The following is a 23,193-nucleotide window of genomic DNA, read 5'->3' on the forward strand; positions in this document are numbered from 1 at the left end:
ATTTGTTTTCCTACCATCTCAGAAGCACTGCACGGGTAGAAGACAGTATATTATTCTACAACTTTTCACTAAAACTTAGTTCTTTGTAATGACTACTGAAGCCAGCTAAGTAATCGGAACAAAGGTATTATAGTGTCTTCTTAAAATAATTCAGGCATTCGTGTTGGAATAAATTGGCATAAATTTACTTTTACATTATAAAAATAAATTATCGAAATGATACAAGTAATCAACAGAGCTTTAGATATTCTTGAAATCGTGGCTGCCAATCCCGAAAAACCCACCGCTTTAGGTGAAATCGCAGATACATTAGGCCTCAATCATGGAACTTGTGCCAACATCATGAAAACCCTCGTTGCTCGCAGCTATCTAGAGCAGGTCGGGACCAAAAAGGGATATATTTTGGGGGCTAAATCGTACGCTCTTACCCACAACGACGCCTACAGGAAAGACTTGGTAGATGCGGCAAAATCGGAGATGGAAAAGCTTACCGAAATCACCAACGAGAATTGTCTGCTGGCTATTTTGAATGGAGAAAAAAGAATAGTCATTCATAGTACCCATGCTGAGCAGGAATTACAGGTCAGAACATCTTCCGAAAAATATGTGTATGATTCAGCATCGGGAAGAATGCTTCTGGCCATGCTTACTGACCCTGATATTGACCGTTTTATCGAAAAATATGGCCTGCCAAATCCTGAAATTTGGAAAGAGGTTGATACAATTGAAAACCTCAAAAAGCAGCTTGCACAGTTTAAAAAAGAAGAATGCGCCCTGCAAATGCTAGCTGGACGGCAGGTAATCGGGCTTGCAGTACCGATTCAAAAAGGAACAAAAACCGTAGCGAGTCTGAGTATTTACCTGCCCGAATACCGCTACATGCTGACCGATAAAACGGACTTAGTGTACCAATTAAAAATGACTGCCAAACGAATTTCCCAACGCCTGAAATAAAACTATACCTCATAATACTACCCTTTGCCCCGTCTGATTTTAAGGAATCTGACGGGGTTTCTTTTTGCCCTATTATGAGAATAATGAAAAAAAATCTCTGAAAAATTTGGTCTGATTGGTATTTGTTGTGATTATTGTATTAAAATAAAATTTAATTTTATAATATAAAATTTATACCAAACCAACAACCAATGAAACTCAAACTTTATGCATGGATTGCAGGCATTTGTCTCCTGTTTTCGGCGCTTCCGATGATGGCCCAAGACCGCTCCATATCAGGACGGGTCATGGGGGCCAATGACAATGCTCCGCTCCCGGGAGTAAGTATTTTGGTAAAAGGGACCAATGCTGGAACCACAACAGACGGGGAAGGGTCGTTTAAATTGACAGTGCCCACCAACGCGGTGTTGGTCTTTTCTTTTGTGGGCTATACGCCGAAAGAAGTCACTGTAGGGAATCAGACAGTACTGAATGTTTCGCTTGAGTTGGACAATCGCCAGCTCAGCGAAGTAGTGGTTGTAGGATACGGAACGGTAAAAAAGAGCGATCTGACTGGTTCGCTGGCTTCCGTAAAGGCTAAGGAAATTAACGCATTCCCTGCCACCAATGTATTGCAGGCGCTATCAGGCCGCGCCCCAGGCGTGCAGGTTGTACAAAATACAGGTGCCCCAGGTGGTGCGGTAAGTGTCCGTATTCGGGGAACAAACTCAGTACAGGGAAGCAACGAGCCGCTGTATGTGGTCGATGGGTTTCCAACATCGGGCAGCAACCCGACCATTCTCAACAACTCTGACATTGAGTCCATTGAAATCCTGAAAGATGCTTCAGCCACAGCCATTTATGGGTCGAGGGGTGCCAACGGCGTGGTGTTGATCACTACCAAACAGGGCAAAGCGGGCAAAACGCAGGTGGATTACGAAGGCAGCTACAGCATTCAAACCCTACGTAAAAAATTGGAACTGATGAATGCCAAAGAATACGCCACGTTTTATAATGAGCAGGCCGTCAACGACAAAGTGGCTCCATATTTTACGCAGGCGCAGATTGACGGTTTCGGCGATGGATACGACTGGCAAGACCTCATCTTCCGCAAAGCACCCATGCAAACGCATAACCTGACGGTGAGCGGCGGCAACGAAAAAACGCGTTTTTCAATTGGTGGAAGTATCTTCGGGCAGCAGGGCATCATCATCGGCAGCGATTACAATCGGTATTCGCTCCGGGCAAATGTAACTACTGACGTCAGTAAAAAATTTAACCTTTCGTACGGGGCCACGCTAACCAATATTCAGACGAGTCGACAAAATAACGGGGGCGGAAACCGGGGCGGTTCGATGATTTCGGCTGCAATTTCGGCCCCTCCCACGCTGACTCCTTACAACGACGACGGCAGCTATCGGGTATTGGCCACGGCCTATCCGTTCATTTCTAACGTTATAACCAACCCACTGAATTATGTCAACGAACAGACCGACGACATCATCGCCAATAGGGTGTTGGCAAATGTGGCCTTGACCTTCAAGCCATTTGAAGGATTGGCCATTAAAATTTCGGGTGGTATCGAAAACAGCGACGACCGTAACGACAGTTATACCACCACTAATTTTATCAACTCACAGGGTTCGGCGAGTGTTTCCACCACACAGGGACGGAGTTTATTGAGCGAAAATACCGTCAGCTATACCAAAAGCTTCGGTAAACACAGCCTCTCGGCGGTGGCGGGTTTTACGTATCAAGACTTTTTGAACACCTCGCTGGGTGGCTCGGGCGTGGGTTTTTTGAGTAACGTCACCGAAACCGCCAACCTTGGCTCGGCCAATACGCCGGGCATTCCGAGTTCGGGCTATTCATTTGCAACTTTGCTTTCGTATTTAGCCCGGGTCAATTACAGCTACAACAGCAAGTATCTGGCAACCGTTAGTTTCCGCGCCGACGGTTCTTCCCGCTACAGTGAGGGCAACAAATGGGGCTATTTTCCGTCGGCAGCGCTGGCGTGGCGCGTGTCAGAAGAAGAGTTTCTTAAAAATTCCTCCTTCATTTCTGACTTAAAAGTTCGCGCCAGTTGGGGCCAAACGGGCAGTCAGGCCATCGGTGCCTATGCCACGCTCAACAACTTAGGAGCGGGTAAAACGGTCTTTGATGATGCATTGTACAACACCTTTGCCCCCGGTACCCGCTTGCCCGGAAACCTGAAATGGGAGACCACCGAGCAGGCCGATTTCGGCATTGACGCGGCGTTTAAAAATAACCGCTACCGCTTGACGCTGGATTATTACGTCAAAAATACCCGCGACCTGCTTAATACCGTGCAGTTGCCCATCGGTTTTGGTTTCACCAGTACGATTCAGAACGTTGGAGAAATTCAAAACAAAGGGGTGGAAATTGCACTGGATGCCCGTGTAATCGACAGTGATTTTAAATGGGATATTGGGGGCAATATTTCATTTAATCGTAATAAGGTGGTGAAACTTTACAACGGAGCCGATATTTTGGGCGGCTCGGTGGGCGTAACCCTCATCAGCGACAATGCCAACCTGCTCCGCGAAGGCCAACCGATGAGCGTATTTTACGGCTATGTAAAAGACGGTTATACCGATTTGGGTAAAGAAAAATACAAAGACCTGAACGCCGACGGGCTGATCAACCAACTCGATAAAACCATTATTGGCAACCCGAACCCTGATTTTATTTACGGCCTCAATTCCACGATGAGCTTCAAAGGACTGGAGTTGACCCTTTTTTTGCAAGGAACGCAGGGCAACGATTTGTTGAACGTCAGTTCCATCAACAACACACTTGATTACGGATTCGGACTCAATATGCCCCGCGAAGTGCTGTATAATCACTGGTCACCCACCAATCCCAACGCTAAATACCCCGTGATTTCGAGGTCAAACAGCTACAATTACTCCAACCGCTTGGTCGAAGACGGCTCTTACCTGCGCCTGCGCAATATTCAGTTGGCCTACAGTCTGCCGCTGCAAAAATGGAACGTAAATTGGATGCGCACGGCTCAAATTTACGCCAGCGGTCAAAACCTACTGACGTTTACCAAGTACTCGTGGTGGGATCCCGAAACTAACTCACAGGGTGGTGCCAACTCCATCGGGCAGGGCATTGACCATTACAGTTACCCCACTTCCAAAGCAGTAACGTTTGGTGTTCGAGTGGGCTTTTAATCATTGAACTCAAGACTCTAATCTTTTAGAAAAATGAAAAAAATACTCTTTTTCATAGCATCGGGTTTCTTTTTAACTTCTTGTGAAGATGTTTTAAAAGAAGCCCCCAAAGCCGTTGCCGTTGAAACCTTTTATAATACGGCGGCTGAGGTAGAAACCGCCGTCAACGCCGCATATCAGGAATTACGAGCTACCAACGGCATCAGCGGTCAGCTCGGTGCGCAGGTGGAAGCCTATACCGATTACAGCTACGGACGCGGTAGCTATCAGGTACTGAGCGATTTTCAGGGACTTAACAGCACAAATATTCCCCGTACCGACGAGGGATGGCGGTTGTTTTACCTAAGTATTCGCAATGCCAACTTAGTCATTCAAAACGCGCCCAAAGGTACTCGTATCAGTCAGGCCGATATAGCTAAGTACGTGGCTGAAGCTAAATTTTTACGGGCCTACAATTACTTTTGGCTGGTCAGAAATTGGGGTGGCGTACCGATTAGGACCGAAGCCACGCTCACTGAACCGAACGTAAAACGCAGTACCGCCGATGAGGTGTACAATTTAATCATTGCTGATCTTAAAGAAGCCGAAAACAATCTCCCTGATAAAGGCGCGCAAATAGGCAGGGCCACCAAATGGGCCGCGAAAGCCGCTTTGGCCGAAGTTTATTTTACCCGTAACCAATACGCTGAAGCCCGGGATAAAGCCGACGAAATCATCAAATCTGGGCAATTTTCGTTGGTGCCTGTTGCAGTAGCCGCCGATTTTGACAAGGTGTTTGGTGCCACAGTAGTCACTTCTCCTGAAGAGATTTTTTATTTGAAAATGACAAGACAAAATAATCAGGGCATGTATTTGGCCATGTTTGCCCATCACCCAGGCACTCGATTGCACGGTGCGGGCGGTTTTTTTGCGCATTACACCGACTCTCAAACCAACCCCGTATATAAAAACTGGGATAACAACGATTTGCGGAAAAGCTATAACTGGGTGAATTGGAACATTGGATTGGGGGCAAACAGCATGTTGTGCAAGAAATTTTCGGATGCGCTTGCGCCATCGGGTACGGGAGCGGGCAATGATTTTCCGATATATCGCTACTCCGATGTGCTTTTAATGTATGCCGAAGCGGCCTGTCGGGCAGGAAATGCGCCTACCCCTGCCGCGATGGAAGCTCTTAATCAGGTTCACCGCCGAGCGTACGGTAAGCCAGCAACTACACCCTCAAGCGTTGATTTCAAATTGGCGGATTATACCGCCGCTACGTTCAACGATCTGGTGTTGCAGGAAAGAGGCTACGAAACCCAATACGAAGGCAAACGCTGGCTGGACCTCAAACGACTCGGTACGCCTAAATTAAGACAGATTATCAAAGCCGCTACTGGGAAAGACGTGGCCGACAAGCATTTGCTCTGGCCGATTCCCGTGGGAGAATTGAACTTTAACACCGCCCTCGACCCAAGCAAAGATCAAAATCCGGGGTATTAATACAAATGAAAAAAAACATTCTGTTCCATTGCTCATGCCTCTTGCTCTTTTTGGGATTACTTTCCGACGGGAGCGCGGTGTATGGGCAATTCAAAACGAACTCCATGCAACAACTGCTGACAACCAAAGGGCTGGTGGCTCTTTGGGATTTCAAAGAGGAGGAAGGACAGCCGAGAAGGGCACTCGGTGTCGCCGAGTTTCCGTTAATTGAACAAAACGGAACCCTGCCGCGCATCAGCGAAGGGCCGCTTTCGGGCTACTCGACGCTTTTTGGCAACAAAGCTTATCTTTCACTGCCCAATGCCGAACTCGGCAAGCTCAATATTTACGGCAAAAATCAGGGCGTCACCGTAATGGCGTGGGTCAAATGGACGGGTGAACAAACGGGATTTGTGGGGGGATTTGGAACGAATACCAAGACGGCGGCAAACGGCAGTATGGACTGTTTGTATCGCTGCCGCATTATAACGGCCGCAATCAGGTCTGCGGGCATATTTCCCTTACCGGCAAGCCTACACCGCCATTTCCCTATTCCATTGATTACTCGGCAAGTGCGCAGACGGTGCCGGCCAACGAATGGTGCTGCGTGGCGTTTACGTACGATGGAACCCATATTCGTTCGTATTTCAATGGCGCCTTTGAAGCACGTACGCCCGAACAGATTGAGCATACCAAAGGGTTTGACGGCTATCCCGATGGCCTGACACACTCCAAAAATCCGTATTACTTTCCTGAAGGCATTGGTAGCAACGGCTCTGATTTTACAGTGGGGGCCGTGCTGCTTAAAGCGGGGATGGGCAATTTTTTCAAAGGACAAATCGGCGGCTTGGCCATATTTGACCGTGCCCTGAGCGACACCGAATTGAAAGAGTTATCAGCACCATTTATACCAAAAAACTAACTATGAAAAAATTGCTTATCGGGTTGATGTTGAGCGGATTTCAAACCTTTGCCCAAACCGCGCGTTATGATTCACTTTGGAGAGACCCGACCGTGGAAAAACGCATTGCCGACGGCATTGAACAATACCGAAAGGGTGATTTCACCTTGTTGTTTCCCGATCTCAAAGGCAAGGCTGAGGTAGAAATTCAACAGGTAAAACATGACTTTATGTTCGGTTCTAATATTTTCATGTTGAAAGGTTTCAAAACCGAGGCCGAAAACCAGCGCTATGAAGAAGTGTTCAAGTCGCTGTTTAATCTAGCCTGTGTTCCTTTTTATTGGAAAACCCTCGAACCCGAGCAGGGCAAACCTCGCTTTGCGGTCAACAGTCCTGCGGTTTATCGTCGTCCGCCACCTGATTTAGTGCTGGATTTTTGCGAGAAAAACGGCATTACACCCAAAGGACACACACTGGTATGGGATAATACTGACCACGCTGTTCCCACTTGGATACCCACCGATACTGCCAAAATTCAACCCTTGATTGATGCCAGAATCAGGGAACTGGCGAAACGTTACGGGTCAAAAATAAAAACCTGGGACGTGGTCAATGAAGTACTGAAAGACCATCCTCACGTACCCATGCCGCCCGAATATCCGCTCAAAGCCTTCAAAACGGCGCAAAAGCATTATCCAGCCGATACCCGACTGTTTATCAATGAAGTAACAACTGAATCGTGGCAAAACTACCATCGAGAATATACGCCATTCAAGTTGCTGATCGATAATCTGAAATACCAAGGGGCCAATATTGGCGGCATTGGGCTGCAGTTTCACTTTTTCAGTGAGCCGCTGCATTATAATGTCGTAGCCGGTAAGGCCATGGCGCCGTCGGATATGTTTCGAAATTTGGACGTGTATGGTCGCTACAATCTTCCAGTACACGTTTCTGAGATCACCATTCCTGCCTTGCCTACGGGCCCCGAAGGATTGGAAAATCAGGCGCGTTTGACCCGTAATTTCTACCGCCTTTGGTTCAGTCATCCAGCAGTGGAGGCCATTATTTGGTGGAATGTGGCCGACGGAACGGCCGTAGCGGGAGAAGACAAGTGGCGCGGAGGATTTTTGGACGAAGCCCTTAAACCCAAACCAGCCTTTAATGTACTTGATGGACTGATAAATCGGGAGTGGAAAACAAATATAAAAACAGAAATTTCTGGCAAAAGCTATTCATTTCGAGGGTTTTATGGGGAATACGTGGCCAAAATTACGGTCAACGGCAAAACCACCGAGCGCCGATTTTCCATTCATAAAAATCAACCCAAAGAGTTTAAAGTAACCGGGTTGTAACTAATTATCAAAAAGTTGTATCACAATTCACATGAAAATCATTGACTTAAAAACCCGTTGCGTAGCCATTCCGCTCAATGCGCAGTTGCGTCACAATACTGGCGTGCATCCGGGCTATTTTTTGCGGACCATCCTGGAGCTCGTCACGGACGAAGGCATCATCGGACTCGGCGAAGTGGGCGGCGGCGATCAGCGCGGGGCACTCCAAAAACTCAAGCCGCGTATTTTGGGACTGGACCCGTTTCACCTCGAAACGCTCAAGCTGAAAGTGCTGCGCAGTATTTATTACATGTCCAATGCCCGTTTGTACGCGGCCATCGAAATGGCGTGCCTCGACATTCAGGGCAAGGTGCTGGGGCGGCCCATGAGCGATTTGCTCGGGGGGAGTGTGCGCAGCGAAGTGCCGTTTATTGCTTATCTGTTTTGGCGCTACGACCGTCCGGGCGGCGGTCATGATGAAACGGCCGAAGATTTGGCCGATTATTGCGAAGAACTGCACGAAACACTGGGTGTTAATGCGATGAAGCTTAAAGCCGGGGTGATGGCTCCGACCGAAGAGGCGCGGGTGTTAGAACTGTGCCGCGAGCGGTTGGGCGACGATTTCGGGCTGCGCATCGATCCCAACGGCGTATGGTCGGTACCGACGGCGGTGAAAATTGGCAAGCGACTGGAAGAGCTTGGTATTGAATACTTTGAAGACCCGTCATGGGGGCTCAACGGCAACGCCGAAGTACGAAAACAAATCAGAATTCCGATTGCTACTAATATGTACCCCGCCCGTTTTGACGACCTTGCCCCCGCCATCAAACTCAATGCCGTGGACATTGTCCTCACCGATATTCACTATTGGGAAGGGCCCAAAGGCGTAAAAGATCTGGTGGCCGTTTGCAATACCTTTAACCTGGGCGTGGCCATGCACAGCGGGGCCGAATTCGGCATCGAACTCGCGGCCATGATTCACACGGCTTCTACTATTCCAACCATGACATTCGCGGGCGACGCCCACTACCATTACCTCACCGACGACATTATCGAAGGCGGATTGATGAAGTACGAAAACGGCTGTATCAAAGTGCCAACCGGGCCAGGGCTGGGTGTTGCGCTCGATGAAGACAAGATGAAGTTTTACGAAAAATATTACGAAGAAAAAGGCGATTACTACGCCCGTTTTCATCAAGATCCCTACCACCCCGACTGGTACCCGACGGTGGGCGGGATATAAACACAGCCTATATGTATGTACGTAAGTTAGTTATCACGCTTTTGTATTTTTTTGTCGGAGAATGTTTTGCGCAAAAACCGCCTTTGTCAAACCTCTTTGTGCAGGTGAGTCAAAAAGATGAGCGGTATCTGGCGTTGAGCGACGGGAGTACCTTTATTCCGATTGGAGCCAATATTTGTTTTCCGAGGCTCATTTCCAAAGAGGCCGAAGTGTTGCGTTATTACAATCATTACTTTCAGCAATTGGCGGCCAACGGCGGCAATTTTACTCGTATCTGGCTGAGTGTACCGCTTTTTGAAGTGGAAAATAAAGAAGCAGGAAGTTATGATGTGCAACAGGCGGAGCGTATTGATAAAGTCCTGGCATTAGCCAAAAAATACAATATCAGGGTCAAATTTTGTTTGGAACATTTTAGAAAGATTACCAATTCACCCGCACCTTTTCCATCGTCCGTGCCGTTTGACCGTCCCGTGTATGCCGCAGACATAGCCACGATGGAAGACTTCTTTTTGACCGAAAAGGGCAAAAAACGCTACTTGGAGCGGGTTGATTTTTTTGCTAAACGCTACGGAAATAACCCGACTGTATTCGGGTGGGAACTTTGGAATGAGGTCAATGCGGTCAACGTCAAAGAAAAAGAGATTTTGTTGAAGTGGACGCAGGAAATGCTGATGGAGGTAAAAAAACGCCTGCCGCGTCAGTTGGTGATGCAGACCTTGGGGAGTTTTGACAGCGAATCGTCGTCGGAATTATACCGTACTTATTCACAGTTGCCTCAAAATCAACTGGCACAGGCGCATCGGTATTTGGATACGGGGGCGACATTGGCCATTTGTCAGGCCCCGATGGATGAATTGGGGAGCGATGCAGTGCGGACGTTGAAACGTTTCAGCCCGGAAAAACCCGTGATTCTATCGGAAGTGGGGGGCGTAGAGCCGCACCATGCCGGACCGCTAAAACTCTACGAAAAAGACACCGTCGGGACCCTGATCCACGATATTTTGTTTGCGCCTTTCTTCGCAGGCGCGGCGGCACCCGGACAGTCATGGCATTGGGATTATTACCTTGAAAAAAATAAACTATGGTGGCATTTCGGACGCTTTGTGGAAGCCGTCAAAGGTTTTGACCCCATTGCCGAAAAATCGGAATCGTTTTATGAAACGTTGTCCAATCAACTGAAAATGTACGGATTAAGAGGCGCTAAAACAACGCTGCTTTGGCTACGCGACGGGGCGGCTACTTGGAAAACAGAATTAGCGGAAGGGCAACCTGCCCGCACAGTTTCAGGGCAATTATTACAAAATCCCATGAAAAATGCCCGTAAAGTGTCCTTTTATGACCCGTGGAAAAACCGTTGGACCAAAGGTAAAGTTTCGGCCAACGGGACAATTGACCTACCTGATTTTCGGCGTTCACTTATTGTAAAATTGGAAAAGTAACATGCGTTTACAACATAAAAAAGCCCTTGTGACGGGTGCCTCTGGCGGTATTGGAAAAGCAATTGCCCTGCAACTGGCGCGGGAAGGCTGTGCGGTGGGGATTCATTTTCTGGACAAAGCAGAGGAAGCAGGTCAGGTGGCCGAAGAAATTCGGGCGTTGGGCAGGATTGCGCAGGTATTTCAGGCTGATTTGTCTGAGCCTGAGCAAGCCCAACGGCTGGGAAATGAAGCCTGGGAAACGATGCTGGGAATTGATTTTTTGGTAAATAACGCGGGTGTTTCGTATAAAAAACACTTTCTGGACGTGACCGTGGAAGACGTGGAAACCTTTACGAATATCAATTTTAAAGGTACATTTTTCCTAACCCAAACCATTGCCCGAAAAATGGTGGAAACCCAAACCGAAGGCAGTATTTACACCATTACGTCGGTCAACGCCCTGCGGCCCGGCTTGGGGTTAAGCACCTACGGGGCCACTAAAGGCGCTCTCGAAACTCTTATGCAGGGAGTAGCGATGGAGTTGGCGCCGCACCGAATCAAGGTGAATACCATCGCGCTCGGCGCTTTTCAGACCGATATTACGGCGGCGGTTTGGCAAAATCCCGCATTGCTCAAAGAAGTCAACGATGGCATTCCGCTCGGGCGCTTTGGTCAGCCGCAGGAAGCAGCGGCCATTGTGGTAGATATGCTGGCTTCTGGTAGCTATCTAACGGGCGCAAGTCTGACCCTAGACGGTGGCCTGCTGCTGATGCGCGGCTATGGAAAACCTGCACCTTATCAAAACGAAGAATAAAAGAACGTTAACCATGAAGAAAGAAATATTTTTCAATCATTTAAACAAAACCTTACCTGTAGTAAGGAAGATCGCGCTGTTGGTTTTAATCCTCTGGTCGAAGTCAGTCATTGCCCAGGTCAAAGACAAAACATTATGGCAACCCTATCGCGTCACGGAACGGTCTGGCAATCAGCATATTGAATTAACGGGTGAGGGGTGGACGCTCGGACATGCCGACCAACCCATAAAAAGTACTGCCGAATTGAAAGCCCTAAAAGATGTTTTCAGCACTTCGGTGCCCACTTCGGTGCATTGGTCGTACTTTAAAGCGGGCAAACTGCCACATCCATACTATCATAAAAACTCCCTGCAATACACGTGGCTTGATGAAAAAGCCTGGTACTATCGCCGCTCGTTCAGGATGCCTGAAAAGGGAGCCGACGACTACGTTTTTCTCTGCTTTGAGGGCGTGGATTATTTCTCAAAAGTATGGGTAAACGATTCGCTCGTTGGAGTTCATGAAGGTATGTTTGGTGGTCCAACCGTGGAAATAAGCCGTTTTTTGAAAGCAGATAACGAAATTGTGGTGGAAGTACGCGCTGGCAATTGGGGCAACAAAGCCACGTATTATGAGAACTTACCGCGCTTGGCATCGGGGGAGTTTGATTATTCCAAACGCACTGGCTACAATCCCCGCGCAAGCGGTAAAATCATCAAACCTTGGGTGATTTCGGGTGGCTCGGGCGGCGAGCCTTTTTTCAGCGTGGGTATGTGGCAAGGCGTGCGGCTAGAAGTGGTTCCAAAAGTGCATTTAGAACGACCCTATCTGACTACAACAGAGATAAGAGGTCAGAATAATTTACAATCTGCTACCCTCCACCTTTCTTTAGAGCTCTTAGCCAACGAAGCTTCCACCAATCTTACACTCCATCCGTGGGTCAATGCACAACTCGACCATCCCAACAATTACGGTCAAAAATTTGAACCTGTTTCAGGAAATTATACCGTACAATTTGAAATGTTTTCGGGCGCAACTTCCGCGCTCAAACAAACATGGAAGGTCAACTTGACCAAAGGTCGCAATTGGCTCGAAAAAGACATCGTGCTGCCTAATCCTAAGTTGTGGAACCCTAATGGATTGGGAAAAGCAGAGCTGTACGAAGTAAAAATCACGCTTTTAAAAGAAAACAAAGCGGTTGATAATCTGAAATTTACGTACGGTGTACGCCGAATTGAGTACTTGCCCACGGCGGGCGAGCGCACCCGCGATCGCTGGGATAACTGGCAGTTTGTCATCAATGGAAAAAAGCTCTTTGTGAAAGGAATGAATTTTACGCCCCAGGATATTTTGCTCGACCTAAACCGCGAACGCTACCGCTGGACACTCGAAGCGGCAAAAAAAATGGGCGTTCAGCTCGTTCGCATCTGGGGCGGCGGCCTGCTCGAAACGCAGCATTTCTACGACCTTTGTAATGAATTGGGTATCATGGTGTGGCAGGACTTCCCCATCGGAAACCAAGACACGCCCGATTATCCACAGGACGTATGGGAGGCGCAGGTGGTGCAGAACATTGTGCGGCTGCGCAACCATCCGTCGCTCGCCATTTGGTGCGGGGGCAATGAGTTTAACGCCTACTCGACGGGCAATGCCGCCTCCCTCGGAATCATCGAGCGTAATCTCAAAATCTTTGATCCCTCCCGCGTTTTTAAGCGCACCACACCCGACCACGGAGCCATTCATACCTACCCCGACATGGACCCAATATGGTACAACCGCAGCTACGCCAAAGCGCCGTGGATTTCCGAAACGGGTATGCACTCCATTCCCGAAGCGGGTGTTTTCTACGAAACGGTCAACAACAAAGAATTTACGGATTTGGGCAAAATGTGGGACAAAGAATTCTATAAAACCCACCCCGAATTCATTCACCATTTTACCGAATACGGCCCGGGGCGCGTACCGCGTATGCTAAGCCGCGCTTCACACATTACAGACGTAACCGACCCGAGCATTGATGCCATTTCGGAAGCGTCGCAGGTGGGAGCGGGGGAGTTTTATCAGATTTTTTCCGAAAAAGTACAGGGCAATTATCCCGTCACGGCGGGCCTGATGCCGTGGGTATTTAAGCGGCATTGGCCCGTCATTGCCATCCAACTCATGGATTGGTTTGGCCACGCTGGCGCGCCGTATTATTTTCTGAAACGAACCTACGAACCTACCCATGTAGCCGTTGATATAGAAAGGATGCTGTGGAAAGCAGGGGAAAAAATCAACCTGCCCGTCAAAATCACCCACTCCGAAGCGCAACCAATAAAAGGAGCGCAGGTTTCGGTAACGGTGATGGATGATTCGTTCAAATCGCTTTGGCACCAACAAAAACCCGTAGCTATCGCGGTCGGGCCTTCGGTTAATGCCGTGCAAACGGGTAATTTTCAGATTCCTTCCGATTACCGCGACCGATTTTTGTTGGTGTTGACTGAACTCAAAGATGCTGCTGGCAAGTTGATCTCGCGCTCGTACTATTATCCGCGCGTGTTGTCAAAAATGGATGATGCCGCTTTTTATGCCGACTATACCACCAAACCCATTGAGTGGATCACGCTCGACAAAGGCCCGTGGTTGAAACCTACCGTGGCTAAATCGGCTACCCGTTGTCAGTTGACGGTTGTGCGTCAGGAAAAAATAGATGACCAACACAGTCGTATCACGGTACGGGTGCTTAATCAGGGAAATCTGCCTGCCTTTATGACCAAAGTTGACATCAGCGGCACCAAACGCGCTATCGTGGCGAGCGACAATTACAATTGGCTGGCAGCGGGCGAAAGCCGTGAAATAACACTTGACGTTCTCTGGCGCGAACCCGAGACAAAAAACAGTGCCATCGTGACTTTCTCGGCTTGGAACGTTGCTAAAATGGAAGTGAAATTATGAGTAAACCCATTGAAATACCGCCGCTTACCGCCCGCAAAAACTACAAATGGGAATTGCTGGTACTGCTGTGGCTGGCCTTTTTTCTCAATCAGGCCGACCGTCAGATATTTAGCGTGGTGCTGCCGTTGATTCGTAAAGATCTGGGCCTTTCAGATGCTGAATTGGGGCTCATTGCCTCGGCCTTGGTCTGGACGTACGGTCTGTTGGTGCCCATTGCGGGTTTTATCGGCGACCGATTTTCGCGGCGCAACATTCTGGGCGTTAGTCTGGTCTTCTGGTCGTTGGCTACGCTGAGTACGGGTTTTTGCACCACCCTGATTCAGTTCGTACTGTTGCGCGGTATGGCCACGGGTGGGGGAGAGGCCTTTTATGCGCCTTCGGCCAACTCGCTTTTGAGTGAGCACCACCCAAAAAATCGCTCATTGGCCTTGTCTATTCACCAAACGGCGGTGTATTTCGGCATTATTTTGAGCGGATTGATTGCGGGTTACGTGGGCGAACATTACGGATGGCAGCGCGCCTTTTTTCTCTTCGGCAGTTTTGGGGTTTTGCTTGGCTTCGTGTTTTTCCTGCGGGTAAAAAAAGATGTACCGGCGGTGCTGAACAGTTCCGTGCAAACTTTTATACCGGACACTACGCCTACCGTTGGTCAAGTTGCCCGCATTATCGTTCGTAAACCTACAGTTTGGATGCTGACGTTGGCGTTTGCCTGTATGGTATTTGTCAATGTGGGCTATCTGACGTGGATGCCTTCATTTTTGGCCGAAAAATTTGGTCAATCGCTCAGTGAAGCAGGCTTCTCTTCGCTGTTTTATCACCATGCAGGTGCATTTTTAGGCGTACTGATGGGCGGTAAAATCGCCGACCGTTACGCCGCCAAAAAACCGCAGAGTCGGTTGATTGTGCAGGCGTTAGGGCTATTGCTGGGCGCACCTTTCATCTATCTGATGAGCGTCAGCCTTTCCCCAACGGTCACCTATGCAGCGCTGTTTTTCTTTGGAATATTTCGGGGTTGGTATGATTCAAATATCGTGGCGTCACTGTATGAAGTCGTAGCGCCCAACATCCGTTCGTCGGCCTATGGATTGATGCTGGCCTGTGCGTTTCTGGTAGGCGCTACGTCGCCGTATATTTTGGGCGTGCTCAAACCCACGCTAGGCTTGTCGGCGGGGTTATCCTATCTGTCATTTATGTATGTGCTGGGGGCTACACTCATCGGTTTGGCGGTAGTTCGGTTTTTTGAAAAGGATAAAAACCGCTGAAAATGAAGGCAAAAGAACAAATGTTGGACATTGAACTATTGGCCGAAGGGTTACAATTTCCAGAGGGCCCCGCCTTTGCGGCGGATGGAAGTTTGTGGGCAGTAGAATTGAAAGGAGGAAATTTGGTTCAACTCAAAGACGGCCGACTTCATCGCTTTCCCGTTGGTGGCGGTCCCAATGGCATTGCCATCGACGGAGCGGGATATATTTGGTTTTGTGATTCGGAACAAAACGCCGTTCGTCGATTTGATCTAAAGACCCAACAAACCGAAACCATAGTTCATCAATGTAGAAATGAAACATTAAATAAACCCAATGACCTTGCCTTTGATGGGTACGGAAACCTGGTTTTTACCTGCCCTGGCAATTCCCGTAGGGAGCCGACCGGCTATGTTTGCGTATTAACCGCAGCGGGTGAGGTCAGGAAAATTGCCACTGGCATGTATTTTCCCAACGGATTGGCGTTTAGCGCTGACGGCAAGGAACTTATCATTGCCGAAACATACAGGCATAGCCTCTGGAAAGGCCGTTGGAATGCCAAAGATGGAAGTTGGGAGGAAGCAAAATTATGGTGTGTCATCGGTGGCCCCGATGGCCCAGGCGGCCCAGACGGAATGGCCTTCGGGGAAGACAAAAATCTGTACGTAGCCGTTTATGGTACCGCCTCCGTCAGGGTGATAAGTCCAGAAGGAAGCGTCATCGGGCTGATACCTTTGCCAGGGCAAAATCCCACCAACTGCGCCTTTACTCCTCTCAGAAAAGGGAATTTAGTGATTACAGAAGCTGAAAAAGGGCAAATCCTAGGTTGTAAACCCTTTTGAAAAGGCCGCACAGTCGAACAAATAAGTATTCATCAAATAAAAAAATAACAACATGAGTGTAGATCAATATCAAAAAGAGGTGGGAATGATGAACCTCGAACAACTCATTGAAACCCGGGAAGGCAAACCTGATGTTAAATTCCCCATCGCCGAAAAAGAACTGTTGATGCGGTTTGAGCAACTCTATACGGGAGCGGTCAACGACGTACTTCGTGAGTTTTGTTTGCTGAATCAGGCACTACCCAATCACATTATCCCCCTTCGGGAATACCACACTGTAGCGGGATTTGCTTTTACGGTCAAAAGCTCTCCCAACGCTATGATCAAAGGCGAGATGGAGTTTAGGGTCAAAATGCTAGACGAAATCCGGGAAGATACCTTCATCGTTTGGGATACCTCTCGCGACGAAAAGGCTACTCTCTGGGGAGGCGTAATGACGGCCACCGCCAAAGGAAAAAAAGTAAAAGCCGCATGCATTGACGGCGGCATCCGAGATACTCACCAGATCATTGCCGAAGGGTTTCCTATTTTTTACAAATACCGTATTTCCAACGGCAGTCTGGGCCGATGCCTAATCACACATTATCAGGTAACCTTGCAGATTGGGGATGTTACCATTAAACCCGGCGATGTGGTACTGGGCGATATTGACGGGGTATTGGTAGTGCCGAGAGAAATTGCCTACCAAGTACTCCTACGGGCCGAAGAGATCAAAGAAAACGAAAAAGTGATCTTTGACTGGGTCCACGAAGGGCAAAGTATTCAGGAAATTACCGAAAAAGGGGGATATTTCTAGCTACATTTTACAGAAAGGCCCGCTTATCACCAGTGGGCTTTTCTGTATATCTCTCTTGCCAATCTCGTTGCTCAACTTTACCCTTTTTAGTGCTGTGTTAAGCCAACGACGGCGCTTGATGTGTAAGAAGACTTTCTTATCCCGAATCGGAAAGCCGCAAATCGCAATCTCAGGCAGAAAAGCTTTCGATAGTAAGTCCTTTTTATGCCCAGAGGAGGACCGGTAATTTTTCTCTTCCAAATAAACATGGACCACATCAGCCATTTTCTCCACACGCATCAACTCCAAATAGGTTAGAATAAAATCAGGTAAGAGGTGCTTCACTAAAGCTAGGAAACTTTCCAAAACCGATAATTTTGATTAAACGCACAAACCTAGAAAAATCCAACGCACTCCACAACCTTTGGATTTGACCCATTTTGATCCCGGATTGATCCAATAATTGATAATTAAAAATTGGTTCAGTATAGTTTCAGTGAACAATCAAAAAAGGCTTGCAAGTATCTGTTAAACAGTAACTTACAAGCCTTTAAGAGTACCCAGGGCCGGAGTCGAACCGGCACGGGTGTGACCCCATTGGTGTTTGAGACCAACGCGTCTACCGATTCCGCCACCTGGGCATCTGATTGGAAACGGGACTGCAAAAGTAGCGTCTACAGATTAATATGCAAGTTTTTGAGTGTTTTTTTTTAATAAAAATAGCGTCACTCATAGCGTAATGCTTCTATAGGGTCTAAGCGTGAGGCTTTTATGGCTGGATAAATACCTGAAATAATTCCGACAACGATGCAGACCAATATGCCCATAAACATCCAAAACCACGGAACAATAAAACTCGCATTTGCACTGATAAGCTTAGCAATGAGGTTTCCGATGCCGATTCCAAGGATTAAACCGCCGATTCCGCCCAAAATACATACCACAATGGCTTCAATCAAAAATTGAATCCGTATGAGGCGCGGTGTGGCTCCCAGTGATTTCCGAATCCCAATTTCGCGTGTACGCTCTGTTACCGATACCAGCATGATGTTCATTAAAGCAATGGCAGCACCCAATAACGTGATGATACCGATGCCAAATCCTCCCATGCGTAAATAGCCCGAAATATCGGCGAAATTCTTGGCGATGGCGTCTGCGCTTTCAATTTCAAACGAATCAGCTTTGCCAATACGGTCTTTTCGGATACGGCGCATAATACCCCGCGCTTCTTCAATGATGAGTTCTTGTGCTTCACCGCTGTTAACAGAAGTGGTGATGTCGAAGGTGAGCTGTTGATTGGCGGCCAGGGCCCTTCCGTTTTCTAGAGGTATTAACAGGGTGCGGTCATCGCCGCCGCCAGTGAGCGAACCTTTTTTATCAAGAACGCCCACAACGCGGTATTGATTACCACGAACAACCACCTCCTGATTGATAGGGTCAATTTTTCCTTCAAACAATTTCTGCGCAATTTCTGAACCGAGAATAACCACATTGAGTCCGTTGTCTAAGTCGGTTTGTGAGAGGTTACGCCCGCCGATTAACTTATAGCCTTTGATGGTCAAATAATTTTCATCAATGCCTATAATGCGCGTATTAGGGTTGGTTTTTTGAGAACGAAATTTTACCTGTGCTGCCCCACCAACGTTAGAAGAAATAGAAACGGTGGCGTTGTAGGTATCCCTGATTTCTTTTTTGTATTGAAGGGCTTGCCGGTAGTTGATAGCGGGAAAGTCTTTTTCGCTGCGCCCTGCGGAACGTCGGCGGAAGGGCCGAGGCCCCATGATGTCAAAGGTGTTGGCCCCCAAATCCGCGAAACTATTGTTGACCGAGCTTTGCATGCCATCAATAGCGGTCAAAATACCCACTAAAGAGGTGATTCCAATGGCGATGATAAGGGCAGTCAGCACGGTTCGAAGCATGTTGGATTGAATCGAACGGAGGCCTTCGCGGATGTTTTCGAGGAGGTTCATTTTTTATAAGTCAAAAGTAGCAACGAGCACTAAAAGCCAGCGGCAAAAAATATTTTCATGTAAGCTTCCGAATTACGGCTGCTCTCCACTTTTCTGCACGTTTTTTGTAGTATATTCGTTTATACAAAAGTCAACATCAAAAAGTAAATCCACAAACCGATGAAACGGTGCATCCTACCACTTATCATTTTTTTTGGCTTAGTTCAGGGAGCATGGGCTTCTAAAGTCTTTATTCCGATGGATGAAGCCCAAAAAAATCACTTGAAAGCTTACGGATTGGCCTATTGGGTGCTCCGTTCGTACGATACTGAAATCGATTGGCTGCTCAATTACCGGGGTGGGAGTTTTATGCTGGATTGGAATCAGCGCGTAGTCAATGAGTTGGTCATCAGGGGAATAAGTTACGATGTTATCTCTGATGCTCAAAGTGCGGCCATTTTGAACGAAGTGGCGCAGCCCGATGCAAATATGGACAACGTAAAACTCCATAAAGCACCCAAAGTGGCCGTCTATTCGCCCAAAACAAAACAACCTTGGGACGATGCCGTGACGCTCGTTATGACCTACGCCGAAATCCCCTACGAAATCGTGTATGACGACGACGTAATGCAGGGTAAACTGGCCGAATATGATTGGCTCCATTTGCACCACGAAGATTTTACGGGCCAATACGGGAAGTTTTTTCATTTCAGAGATTTTCCTTGGTACCGTGCCCAAAAACGCGAAGCTGAAGATATTGCGGCCAAATGGGGGTTCTCAAAAGTATCTAAACTTAAATTGGCTGTGGCCAAAAAAGTGCAAGAGTACGTGGCAGGAGGAGGATATATGTTTGCAATGTGTAATGCCACCGATACCTACGATGTGGCCTTAGCGGCCCAAAATACCGACATTGCCGATGTGCTTTACGACGGAGATGGGACTGACCCTGGAGCGCAGAAAAAACTGGATTTTACGCAAACATTCGCCTTTCAGAACTTTCAGGTCGTGACGAACCCCTACGAAATTGAATTCTCGACCGTCGACAGTCAACCCAATGACCGGGGATTGACCGAGGCCAATGATTATTTTACGTTGTTTCAATTTTCAGCAAAGTGGGACCCCGTACCTACCATGCTGACCCAAAACCACCAGCAAATTATTAAAGGGTTTATGGGACAAACAACGGCCTTTAAAAAGCAATTTATCAAGCCCGAAGTTATTATTTTGGCAGAAAATCGCGCAGCGAGTGAGGCCCGGTACATTCACAGTACGTTTGGCAAAGGTTTTTTTACCTTTTACGGCGGTCATGACCCGGAAGATTATCGTCACGAAATTAATGAGGAGCCGACTGACTTGAACCTTCACCCCAATTCGGCGGGCTACCGGTTGATTCTGAATAATATTCTGTTCCCGGCGGCCAAGAAGAAAAAACTGAAAACTTAGTTGGCGGTTTGCAGTAGGCAGTTTACAGTTACCAAAATTAAATTTTACTGTAAATTGCCTACTGTTTTTTTACTGCTAACTGTGGACTATAAACTACCTACTTTCTTCCAAAAGCCATGCGCATTTTGATTTCTGTGAGTTTGCGCTTGGTATCCAACGGAAAATCGCTTTTCATCATCCAATCATAATAAGCGGGTTCTTGCGTGAGCACATCTACTACGCGTTTGCCACTGTGCTTTCCGAAATTGATGATTTCTTCTCCTTTGGCATTGTAGGCCATGCGGTTGGCAAAATCAACGATTTTCGACGCCGTCAGATTGTGGAGGGCTTCCATATCGTTCTGAATCGGCTCATATAATTCACCATTTTCATTTTTAATTTTAACGCCTTCATAGCGGTCGATTTGCGCGCACAGCACCTCAAAAGTGGCCATGGTATCGGCATAAGCGCTGTGGGCATTTTGCAAATCTTTGTCACAATAAAATTTGTAGGCTGCCGCCAGATTGCGCGGCTCCATCATGTGAAAAATCCGTTGGGCATCCACGAGTTTCCGGTTCTTGATGTCGAAGTCTACGTCGGCCCGCAGAAATTCCTCCACCAGCATCGGCACATCAAAACGGTTGGAGTTAAATCCGGCCAAGTCGCAGCCCGTCAGAAACTGCGCCAGTGTTTTTGCGAAATTTTTGAACGTAGGGCAATCCTTTACATCTTCGTCATAAATGCCGTGAATCAGACTAGATTCAATCGGAATCGGAATGCCCGGATTCACGCGAAACGTCTTGCTTTCTATCTCACCGTTGAGCAAGGCTTTGACCACGCTGATTTCTACAATGCGGTCTTTTTGGATGTTGATACCCGTGGTTTCTAAGTCGAAAACCGCCAGGGGCTTTTTGAGTTTGAGGTTGTGTGCCATTCAAGAATTGGAATTGAACCGCAAAATTAGCATTTATTCCACTGGAAAGCCCTCTTTTTCTAAGTAAGACAGAATATTGAACGTAATTCTGTCAAAGATTTCAATGTCTTTGTGCTCATCAATTAACCACTGAGAAACGGAGGAGCACAGAGTGTCTCAATTGCCCCCGTGTCTCGCCCTTTCTCAGTGGTTAAAAAAATGTTGCCTCAAAACTTGGTTTTTATTTTTCTTTCGCTCACTTTTGTAGTGTACTATTTTTCTAGTACACTAATAAAAAACAATATAGCCATGATACAATTTAATCATGTTCATTTTGGGTACGGGGCTCAAAAGTTGTTTACTGAGCTGTCATTGAACCTCGAAGCAGGGCACATATACGGGCTGCTGGGAAAAAACGGCGCTGGTAAAACCACGCTTTTAAAAATGATGGCCGGGTTGGTTTTCCCCAAAGTTGGGACCGTGGTTACGCTCGCCCACGAGCCGCGCAAGCGGCAGCCTTCGCTGATGCAGCAGTTGTATTTTGTGGCCGAAGATGCGTTTGTGCCCGACACTACTGCCCGACGCTTGGCGGATACCTACGGGGTTTTCTACCCGCTGTTTGACAATGCACAGTTTTTTAACTATCTCCAACAATTCGGGGTTAATTCCGACCAAAAACTGGAAAAAGTGTCTTTTGGGCAACGCAAGAAAGCCCTCATCAGTTTTGCGCTGGCCACCAATGTGCCGCTGCTGTTGATGGACGAGCCCACCAATGGCCTAGACATCCCCTCAAAAAGCACCTTTCGGAAGTTGGTGGCTGGGGCGGCTTCCGATGAGCGCTGTATCATTATTTCTACGCATCAAGTACGCGATTTAGAAAGTTTGATTGATACGGTATTGGTGTTGCACAATGGCAAAATCACTTATAGAGAAGACCTCAATGTACTCGCTGAAGAGAGTACTTCTCAGCCTGATTTAGAAGCATTGTTTCAGGATATAATTCAAAAATAACAGCCATGAACAATACATTTGATATTCGTCGTTTTGGGTGGTATGCCCGCAAAGAATTCCGTGAAAATTGGAAAGCGTATGCGTTGGGTTTAGTAGCAGTGTTGGCTGTACTTGGGTATTTTATTTATCAGGAATGGGGGTATTTGCACAGCCCTTTTTTCGACAAAGGCGATTATAAAGTAAATATATTTCGTTCTTTGGCAATCATGATTGGGTTGATGACTTGGGTTGCCGGGAGTTATACGTTAAAAGCTTTTTCTGAGCAAAAGCGGGCGCTTGCGACTTTGACATTACCCGTTTCTTCCTTTGAGCAACTATTATATGCCTGGACAATGACTGTCCCCTTTTCGATAGGTGTCTGTTATGTTCTTTGGAAAATTGCCTGGTCAATAGCATTGCCTTATTTTCTGAAGGATACCCCAGGCTTGGAGTTTGAAAAGGATTCTGTGTTTTGGGTCACAAATCCCTATTTTTCTGTTTTCTATTTGGGTGGTTCAGCTGCCTTTATGTGGGGCGCAGTTAGCCTTGGGCGGTTAAATTTCCTGAAAACGTTAGGCATTTTAATTGTTATCAGCCTTTTGATATTTGAGTGGGGGCAAGGCAGGTTTTTTAAAGCCATTTTTCCAAATGCTTACGGGTTTCGCACCTCTGGTCCAGTTCCTTGGGTAAGACCTACCGTAACGATAGAATCGACGAAGGGTGTTTTTGCCTATGATATTCATTCTTCCTTTGAAGGTATACATCAAGTTTGGTGGATACTGTGTGTGCCCTTATTGCTCTACGTGATTGTCTTCCTGAAAATCAAAGAAAAAGAAGTTTAAC

The 23,193-nt window shown here is 47.4% G+C and carries 19 protein-coding genes and 1 tRNA gene; 15 read left to right on the top strand and 5 right to left on the bottom strand.

What is annotated here, in order from left to right; genetic code table 11:
- The first annotated feature begins 216 nt into the window (after window positions 1-216).
- From DR864_RS22350 to DR864_RS22360, 3 genes are all read left to right on the top strand, one after another.
- Complete coding sequence (locus DR864_RS22350) at window positions 217-954, top strand: IclR family transcriptional regulator (protein ID WP_114069057.1); 738 nt, start codon at window positions 217-219, stop codon at window positions 952-954.
- Between the two features lie 191 nt (window positions 955-1,145).
- Window positions 1,146-4,133, top strand: a complete 2,988-nt coding sequence (locus DR864_RS22355; RefSeq protein ID WP_114069058.1) for a SusC/RagA family TonB-linked outer membrane protein — start codon at window positions 1,146-1,148, stop codon at window positions 4,131-4,133.
- 33 nt (window positions 4,134-4,166) lie between these two features.
- Window positions 4,167-5,618: a RagB/SusD family nutrient uptake outer membrane protein gene (locus tag DR864_RS22360; RefSeq protein WP_114069059.1), complete on the top strand. Its 1,452-nt coding sequence runs from the start codon at window positions 4,167-4,169 to the stop codon at window positions 5,616-5,618.
- A gap of 337 nt (window positions 5,619-5,955) precedes the next feature.
- Here the strand turns inward: DR864_RS22360 and DR864_RS30235 are convergent, their stop codons facing one another.
- On the bottom strand, window positions 5,956-6,111 hold the full coding sequence (locus DR864_RS30235; protein ID WP_229599447.1) for a hypothetical protein: 156 nt from the start codon (window positions 6,109-6,111) through the stop codon (window positions 5,956-5,958).
- A gap of 69 nt (window positions 6,112-6,180) precedes the next feature.
- On the opposite strand from DR864_RS30235, the gene DR864_RS30240 reads away from it, so the two are divergent.
- The 9 genes from DR864_RS30240 to DR864_RS22405 are packed head-to-tail and all read left to right on the top strand — an operon-like array spanning window position 6,181 to window position 17,097.
- Window positions 6,181-6,519: a LamG-like jellyroll fold domain-containing protein gene (locus tag DR864_RS30240; RefSeq protein ID WP_229599448.1), complete on the top strand. Its 339-nt coding sequence runs from the start codon at window positions 6,181-6,183 to the stop codon at window positions 6,517-6,519.
- A 2-nt stretch (window positions 6,520-6,521) separates the two neighbouring features.
- Window positions 6,522-7,850 (top strand): endo-1,4-beta-xylanase, encoded by a 1,329-nt coding sequence (locus DR864_RS22370; protein ID WP_114069060.1) that lies wholly within the window; start codon window positions 6,522-6,524, stop codon window positions 7,848-7,850.
- Window positions 7,851-7,881: 31 nt separating this feature from the next.
- On the top strand, window positions 7,882-9,072 hold the full coding sequence (locus tag DR864_RS22375; protein WP_114069061.1) for an enolase C-terminal domain-like protein: 1,191 nt from the start codon (window positions 7,882-7,884) through the stop codon (window positions 9,070-9,072).
- Window positions 9,073-9,083: 11 nt separating this feature from the next.
- Window positions 9,084-10,511, top strand: a complete 1,428-nt coding sequence (locus tag DR864_RS22380) for a cellulase family glycosylhydrolase (protein ID WP_114069062.1) — start codon at window positions 9,084-9,086, stop codon at window positions 10,509-10,511.
- Window position 10,512: 1 nt separating this feature from the next.
- On the top strand, window positions 10,513-11,304 hold the full coding sequence (locus tag DR864_RS22385) for an SDR family NAD(P)-dependent oxidoreductase (protein ID WP_114069063.1): 792 nt from the start codon (window positions 10,513-10,515) through the stop codon (window positions 11,302-11,304).
- 13 nt (window positions 11,305-11,317) lie between these two features.
- Entirely contained in the window at window positions 11,318-14,218 is a 2,901-nt protein-coding gene (locus DR864_RS22390) for a glycoside hydrolase family 2 protein (RefSeq protein ID WP_114070419.1), read from the top strand.
- Complete coding sequence (locus tag DR864_RS22395) at window positions 14,215-15,480, top strand: MFS transporter (protein ID WP_114069064.1); 1,266 nt, start codon at window positions 14,215-14,217, stop codon at window positions 15,478-15,480. The genes DR864_RS22390 and DR864_RS22395 overlap by 4 nt, the downstream gene beginning before the upstream one ends.
- A gap of 2 nt (window positions 15,481-15,482) precedes the next feature.
- Complete coding sequence (locus DR864_RS22400; RefSeq protein WP_114069065.1) at window positions 15,483-16,301, top strand: SMP-30/gluconolactonase/LRE family protein; 819 nt, start codon at window positions 15,483-15,485, stop codon at window positions 16,299-16,301.
- Between the two features lie 52 nt (window positions 16,302-16,353).
- On the top strand, window positions 16,354-17,097 hold the full coding sequence (locus DR864_RS22405) for an RraA family protein (RefSeq protein ID WP_114069066.1): 744 nt from the start codon (window positions 16,354-16,356) through the stop codon (window positions 17,095-17,097).
- Here DR864_RS22405 and DR864_RS22410 read toward each other — a convergent pair whose 3' ends face one another.
- From DR864_RS22410 to DR864_RS22420, 3 genes are all read right to left on the bottom strand, one after another.
- Window positions 17,098-17,421, bottom strand: coding sequence for an ISAon1 family transposase N-terminal region protein (locus DR864_RS22410; RefSeq protein WP_229599449.1), 324 nt, complete (start codon window positions 17,419-17,421; stop codon window positions 17,098-17,100).
- A gap of 212 nt (window positions 17,422-17,633) precedes the next feature.
- A tRNA-Leu gene (locus tag DR864_RS22415) sits at window positions 17,634-17,717 on the bottom strand.
- An 84-nt stretch (window positions 17,718-17,801) separates the two neighbouring features.
- A complete protein-coding gene (locus DR864_RS22420) occupies window positions 17,802-19,046 on the bottom strand; it encodes an ABC transporter permease (RefSeq protein WP_114069067.1) in 1,245 nt (414 codons plus the stop codon).
- A 159-nt stretch (window positions 19,047-19,205) separates the two neighbouring features.
- Between DR864_RS22420 and DR864_RS22425 the strand changes: the two genes are divergently transcribed.
- Window positions 19,206-20,468 (top strand): asparagine synthetase B, encoded by a 1,263-nt coding sequence (locus tag DR864_RS22425; RefSeq protein WP_114069068.1) that lies wholly within the window; start codon window positions 19,206-19,208, stop codon window positions 20,466-20,468.
- Between the two features lie 97 nt (window positions 20,469-20,565).
- Here the strand turns inward: DR864_RS22425 and DR864_RS22430 are convergent, their stop codons facing one another.
- Window positions 20,566-21,381 carry a 3'-5' exonuclease gene (locus tag DR864_RS22430; RefSeq protein ID WP_114069069.1) on the bottom strand — a complete coding sequence of 272 codons (816 nt, stop codon included), beginning with the start codon at window positions 21,379-21,381 and terminating at the stop codon, window positions 20,566-20,568.
- A 288-nt stretch (window positions 21,382-21,669) separates the two neighbouring features.
- Between DR864_RS22430 and DR864_RS22440 the strand changes: the two genes are divergently transcribed.
- Both DR864_RS22440 and DR864_RS22445 read left to right on the top strand, forming a co-directional pair.
- Window positions 21,670-22,371 (top strand): ABC transporter ATP-binding protein, encoded by a 702-nt coding sequence (locus DR864_RS22440; RefSeq protein WP_114070420.1) that lies wholly within the window; start codon window positions 21,670-21,672, stop codon window positions 22,369-22,371.
- A 5-nt stretch (window positions 22,372-22,376) separates the two neighbouring features.
- The gene (locus tag DR864_RS22445) at window positions 22,377-23,192 is read left to right on the top strand and encodes a hypothetical protein (RefSeq protein ID WP_114069070.1); all 816 of its coding nucleotides are present in this window, start codon (window positions 22,377-22,379) and stop codon (window positions 23,190-23,192) included.
- The last annotated feature ends 1 nt before the right edge of the window (window position 23,193 follow it).

It is taken from the genome of Runella rosea (assembly GCF_003325355.1).
GTDB lineage: Bacteria > Bacteroidota > Bacteroidia > Cytophagales > Spirosomataceae > Runella > Runella rosea.

What these genes read in the sequence shown, in the direction of transcription:
- DR864_RS22390 (WP_114070419.1), top strand. Translation starts at nt 11,318, where the DNA reads ATGAAGAAAGAAATATTTTTCAATCATTTAAACAAAACCTTACCTGTA.
- DR864_RS22395 (WP_114069064.1), top strand. Translation starts at nt 14,215, where the DNA reads ATGAGTAAACCCATTGAAATACCGCCGCTTACCGCCCGCAAAAACTAC.
- DR864_RS22355 (WP_114069058.1), top strand. Translation starts at nt 1,146, where the DNA reads ATGAAACTCAAACTTTATGCATGGATTGCAGGCATTTGTCTCCTGTTT.
- DR864_RS22430 (WP_114069069.1), bottom strand. Translation starts at nt 21,381, where the DNA reads ATGGCACACAACCTCAAACTCAAAAAGCCCCTGGCGGTTTTCGACTTA.
- DR864_RS22350 (WP_114069057.1), top strand. Translation starts at nt 217, where the DNA reads ATGATACAAGTAATCAACAGAGCTTTAGATATTCTTGAAATCGTGGCT.
- DR864_RS22420 (WP_114069067.1), bottom strand. Translation starts at nt 19,046, where the DNA reads ATGAACCTCCTCGAAAACATCCGCGAAGGCCTCCGTTCGATTCAATCC.
- DR864_RS22425 (WP_114069068.1), top strand. Translation starts at nt 19,206, where the DNA reads ATGAAACGGTGCATCCTACCACTTATCATTTTTTTTGGCTTAGTTCAG.
- DR864_RS22440 (WP_114070420.1), top strand. Translation starts at nt 21,670, where the DNA reads ATGATACAATTTAATCATGTTCATTTTGGGTACGGGGCTCAAAAGTTG.
- DR864_RS22385 (WP_114069063.1), top strand. Translation starts at nt 10,513, where the DNA reads ATGCGTTTACAACATAAAAAAGCCCTTGTGACGGGTGCCTCTGGCGGT.
- DR864_RS22375 (WP_114069061.1), top strand. Translation starts at nt 7,882, where the DNA reads ATGAAAATCATTGACTTAAAAACCCGTTGCGTAGCCATTCCGCTCAAT.
- DR864_RS22445 (WP_114069070.1), top strand. Translation starts at nt 22,377, where the DNA reads ATGAACAATACATTTGATATTCGTCGTTTTGGGTGGTATGCCCGCAAA.
- DR864_RS22370 (WP_114069060.1), top strand. Translation starts at nt 6,522, where the DNA reads ATGAAAAAATTGCTTATCGGGTTGATGTTGAGCGGATTTCAAACCTTT.
- DR864_RS30235 (WP_229599447.1), bottom strand. Translation starts at nt 6,111, where the DNA reads ATGCCCGCAGACCTGATTGCGGCCGTTATAATGCGGCAGCGATACAAA.
- DR864_RS22360 (WP_114069059.1), top strand. Translation starts at nt 4,167, where the DNA reads ATGAAAAAAATACTCTTTTTCATAGCATCGGGTTTCTTTTTAACTTCT.
- DR864_RS22405 (WP_114069066.1), top strand. Translation starts at nt 16,354, where the DNA reads ATGAGTGTAGATCAATATCAAAAAGAGGTGGGAATGATGAACCTCGAA.
- DR864_RS22400 (WP_114069065.1), top strand. Translation starts at nt 15,483, where the DNA reads ATGAAGGCAAAAGAACAAATGTTGGACATTGAACTATTGGCCGAAGGG.
- DR864_RS22380 (WP_114069062.1), top strand. Translation starts at nt 9,084, where the DNA reads ATGTATGTACGTAAGTTAGTTATCACGCTTTTGTATTTTTTTGTCGGA.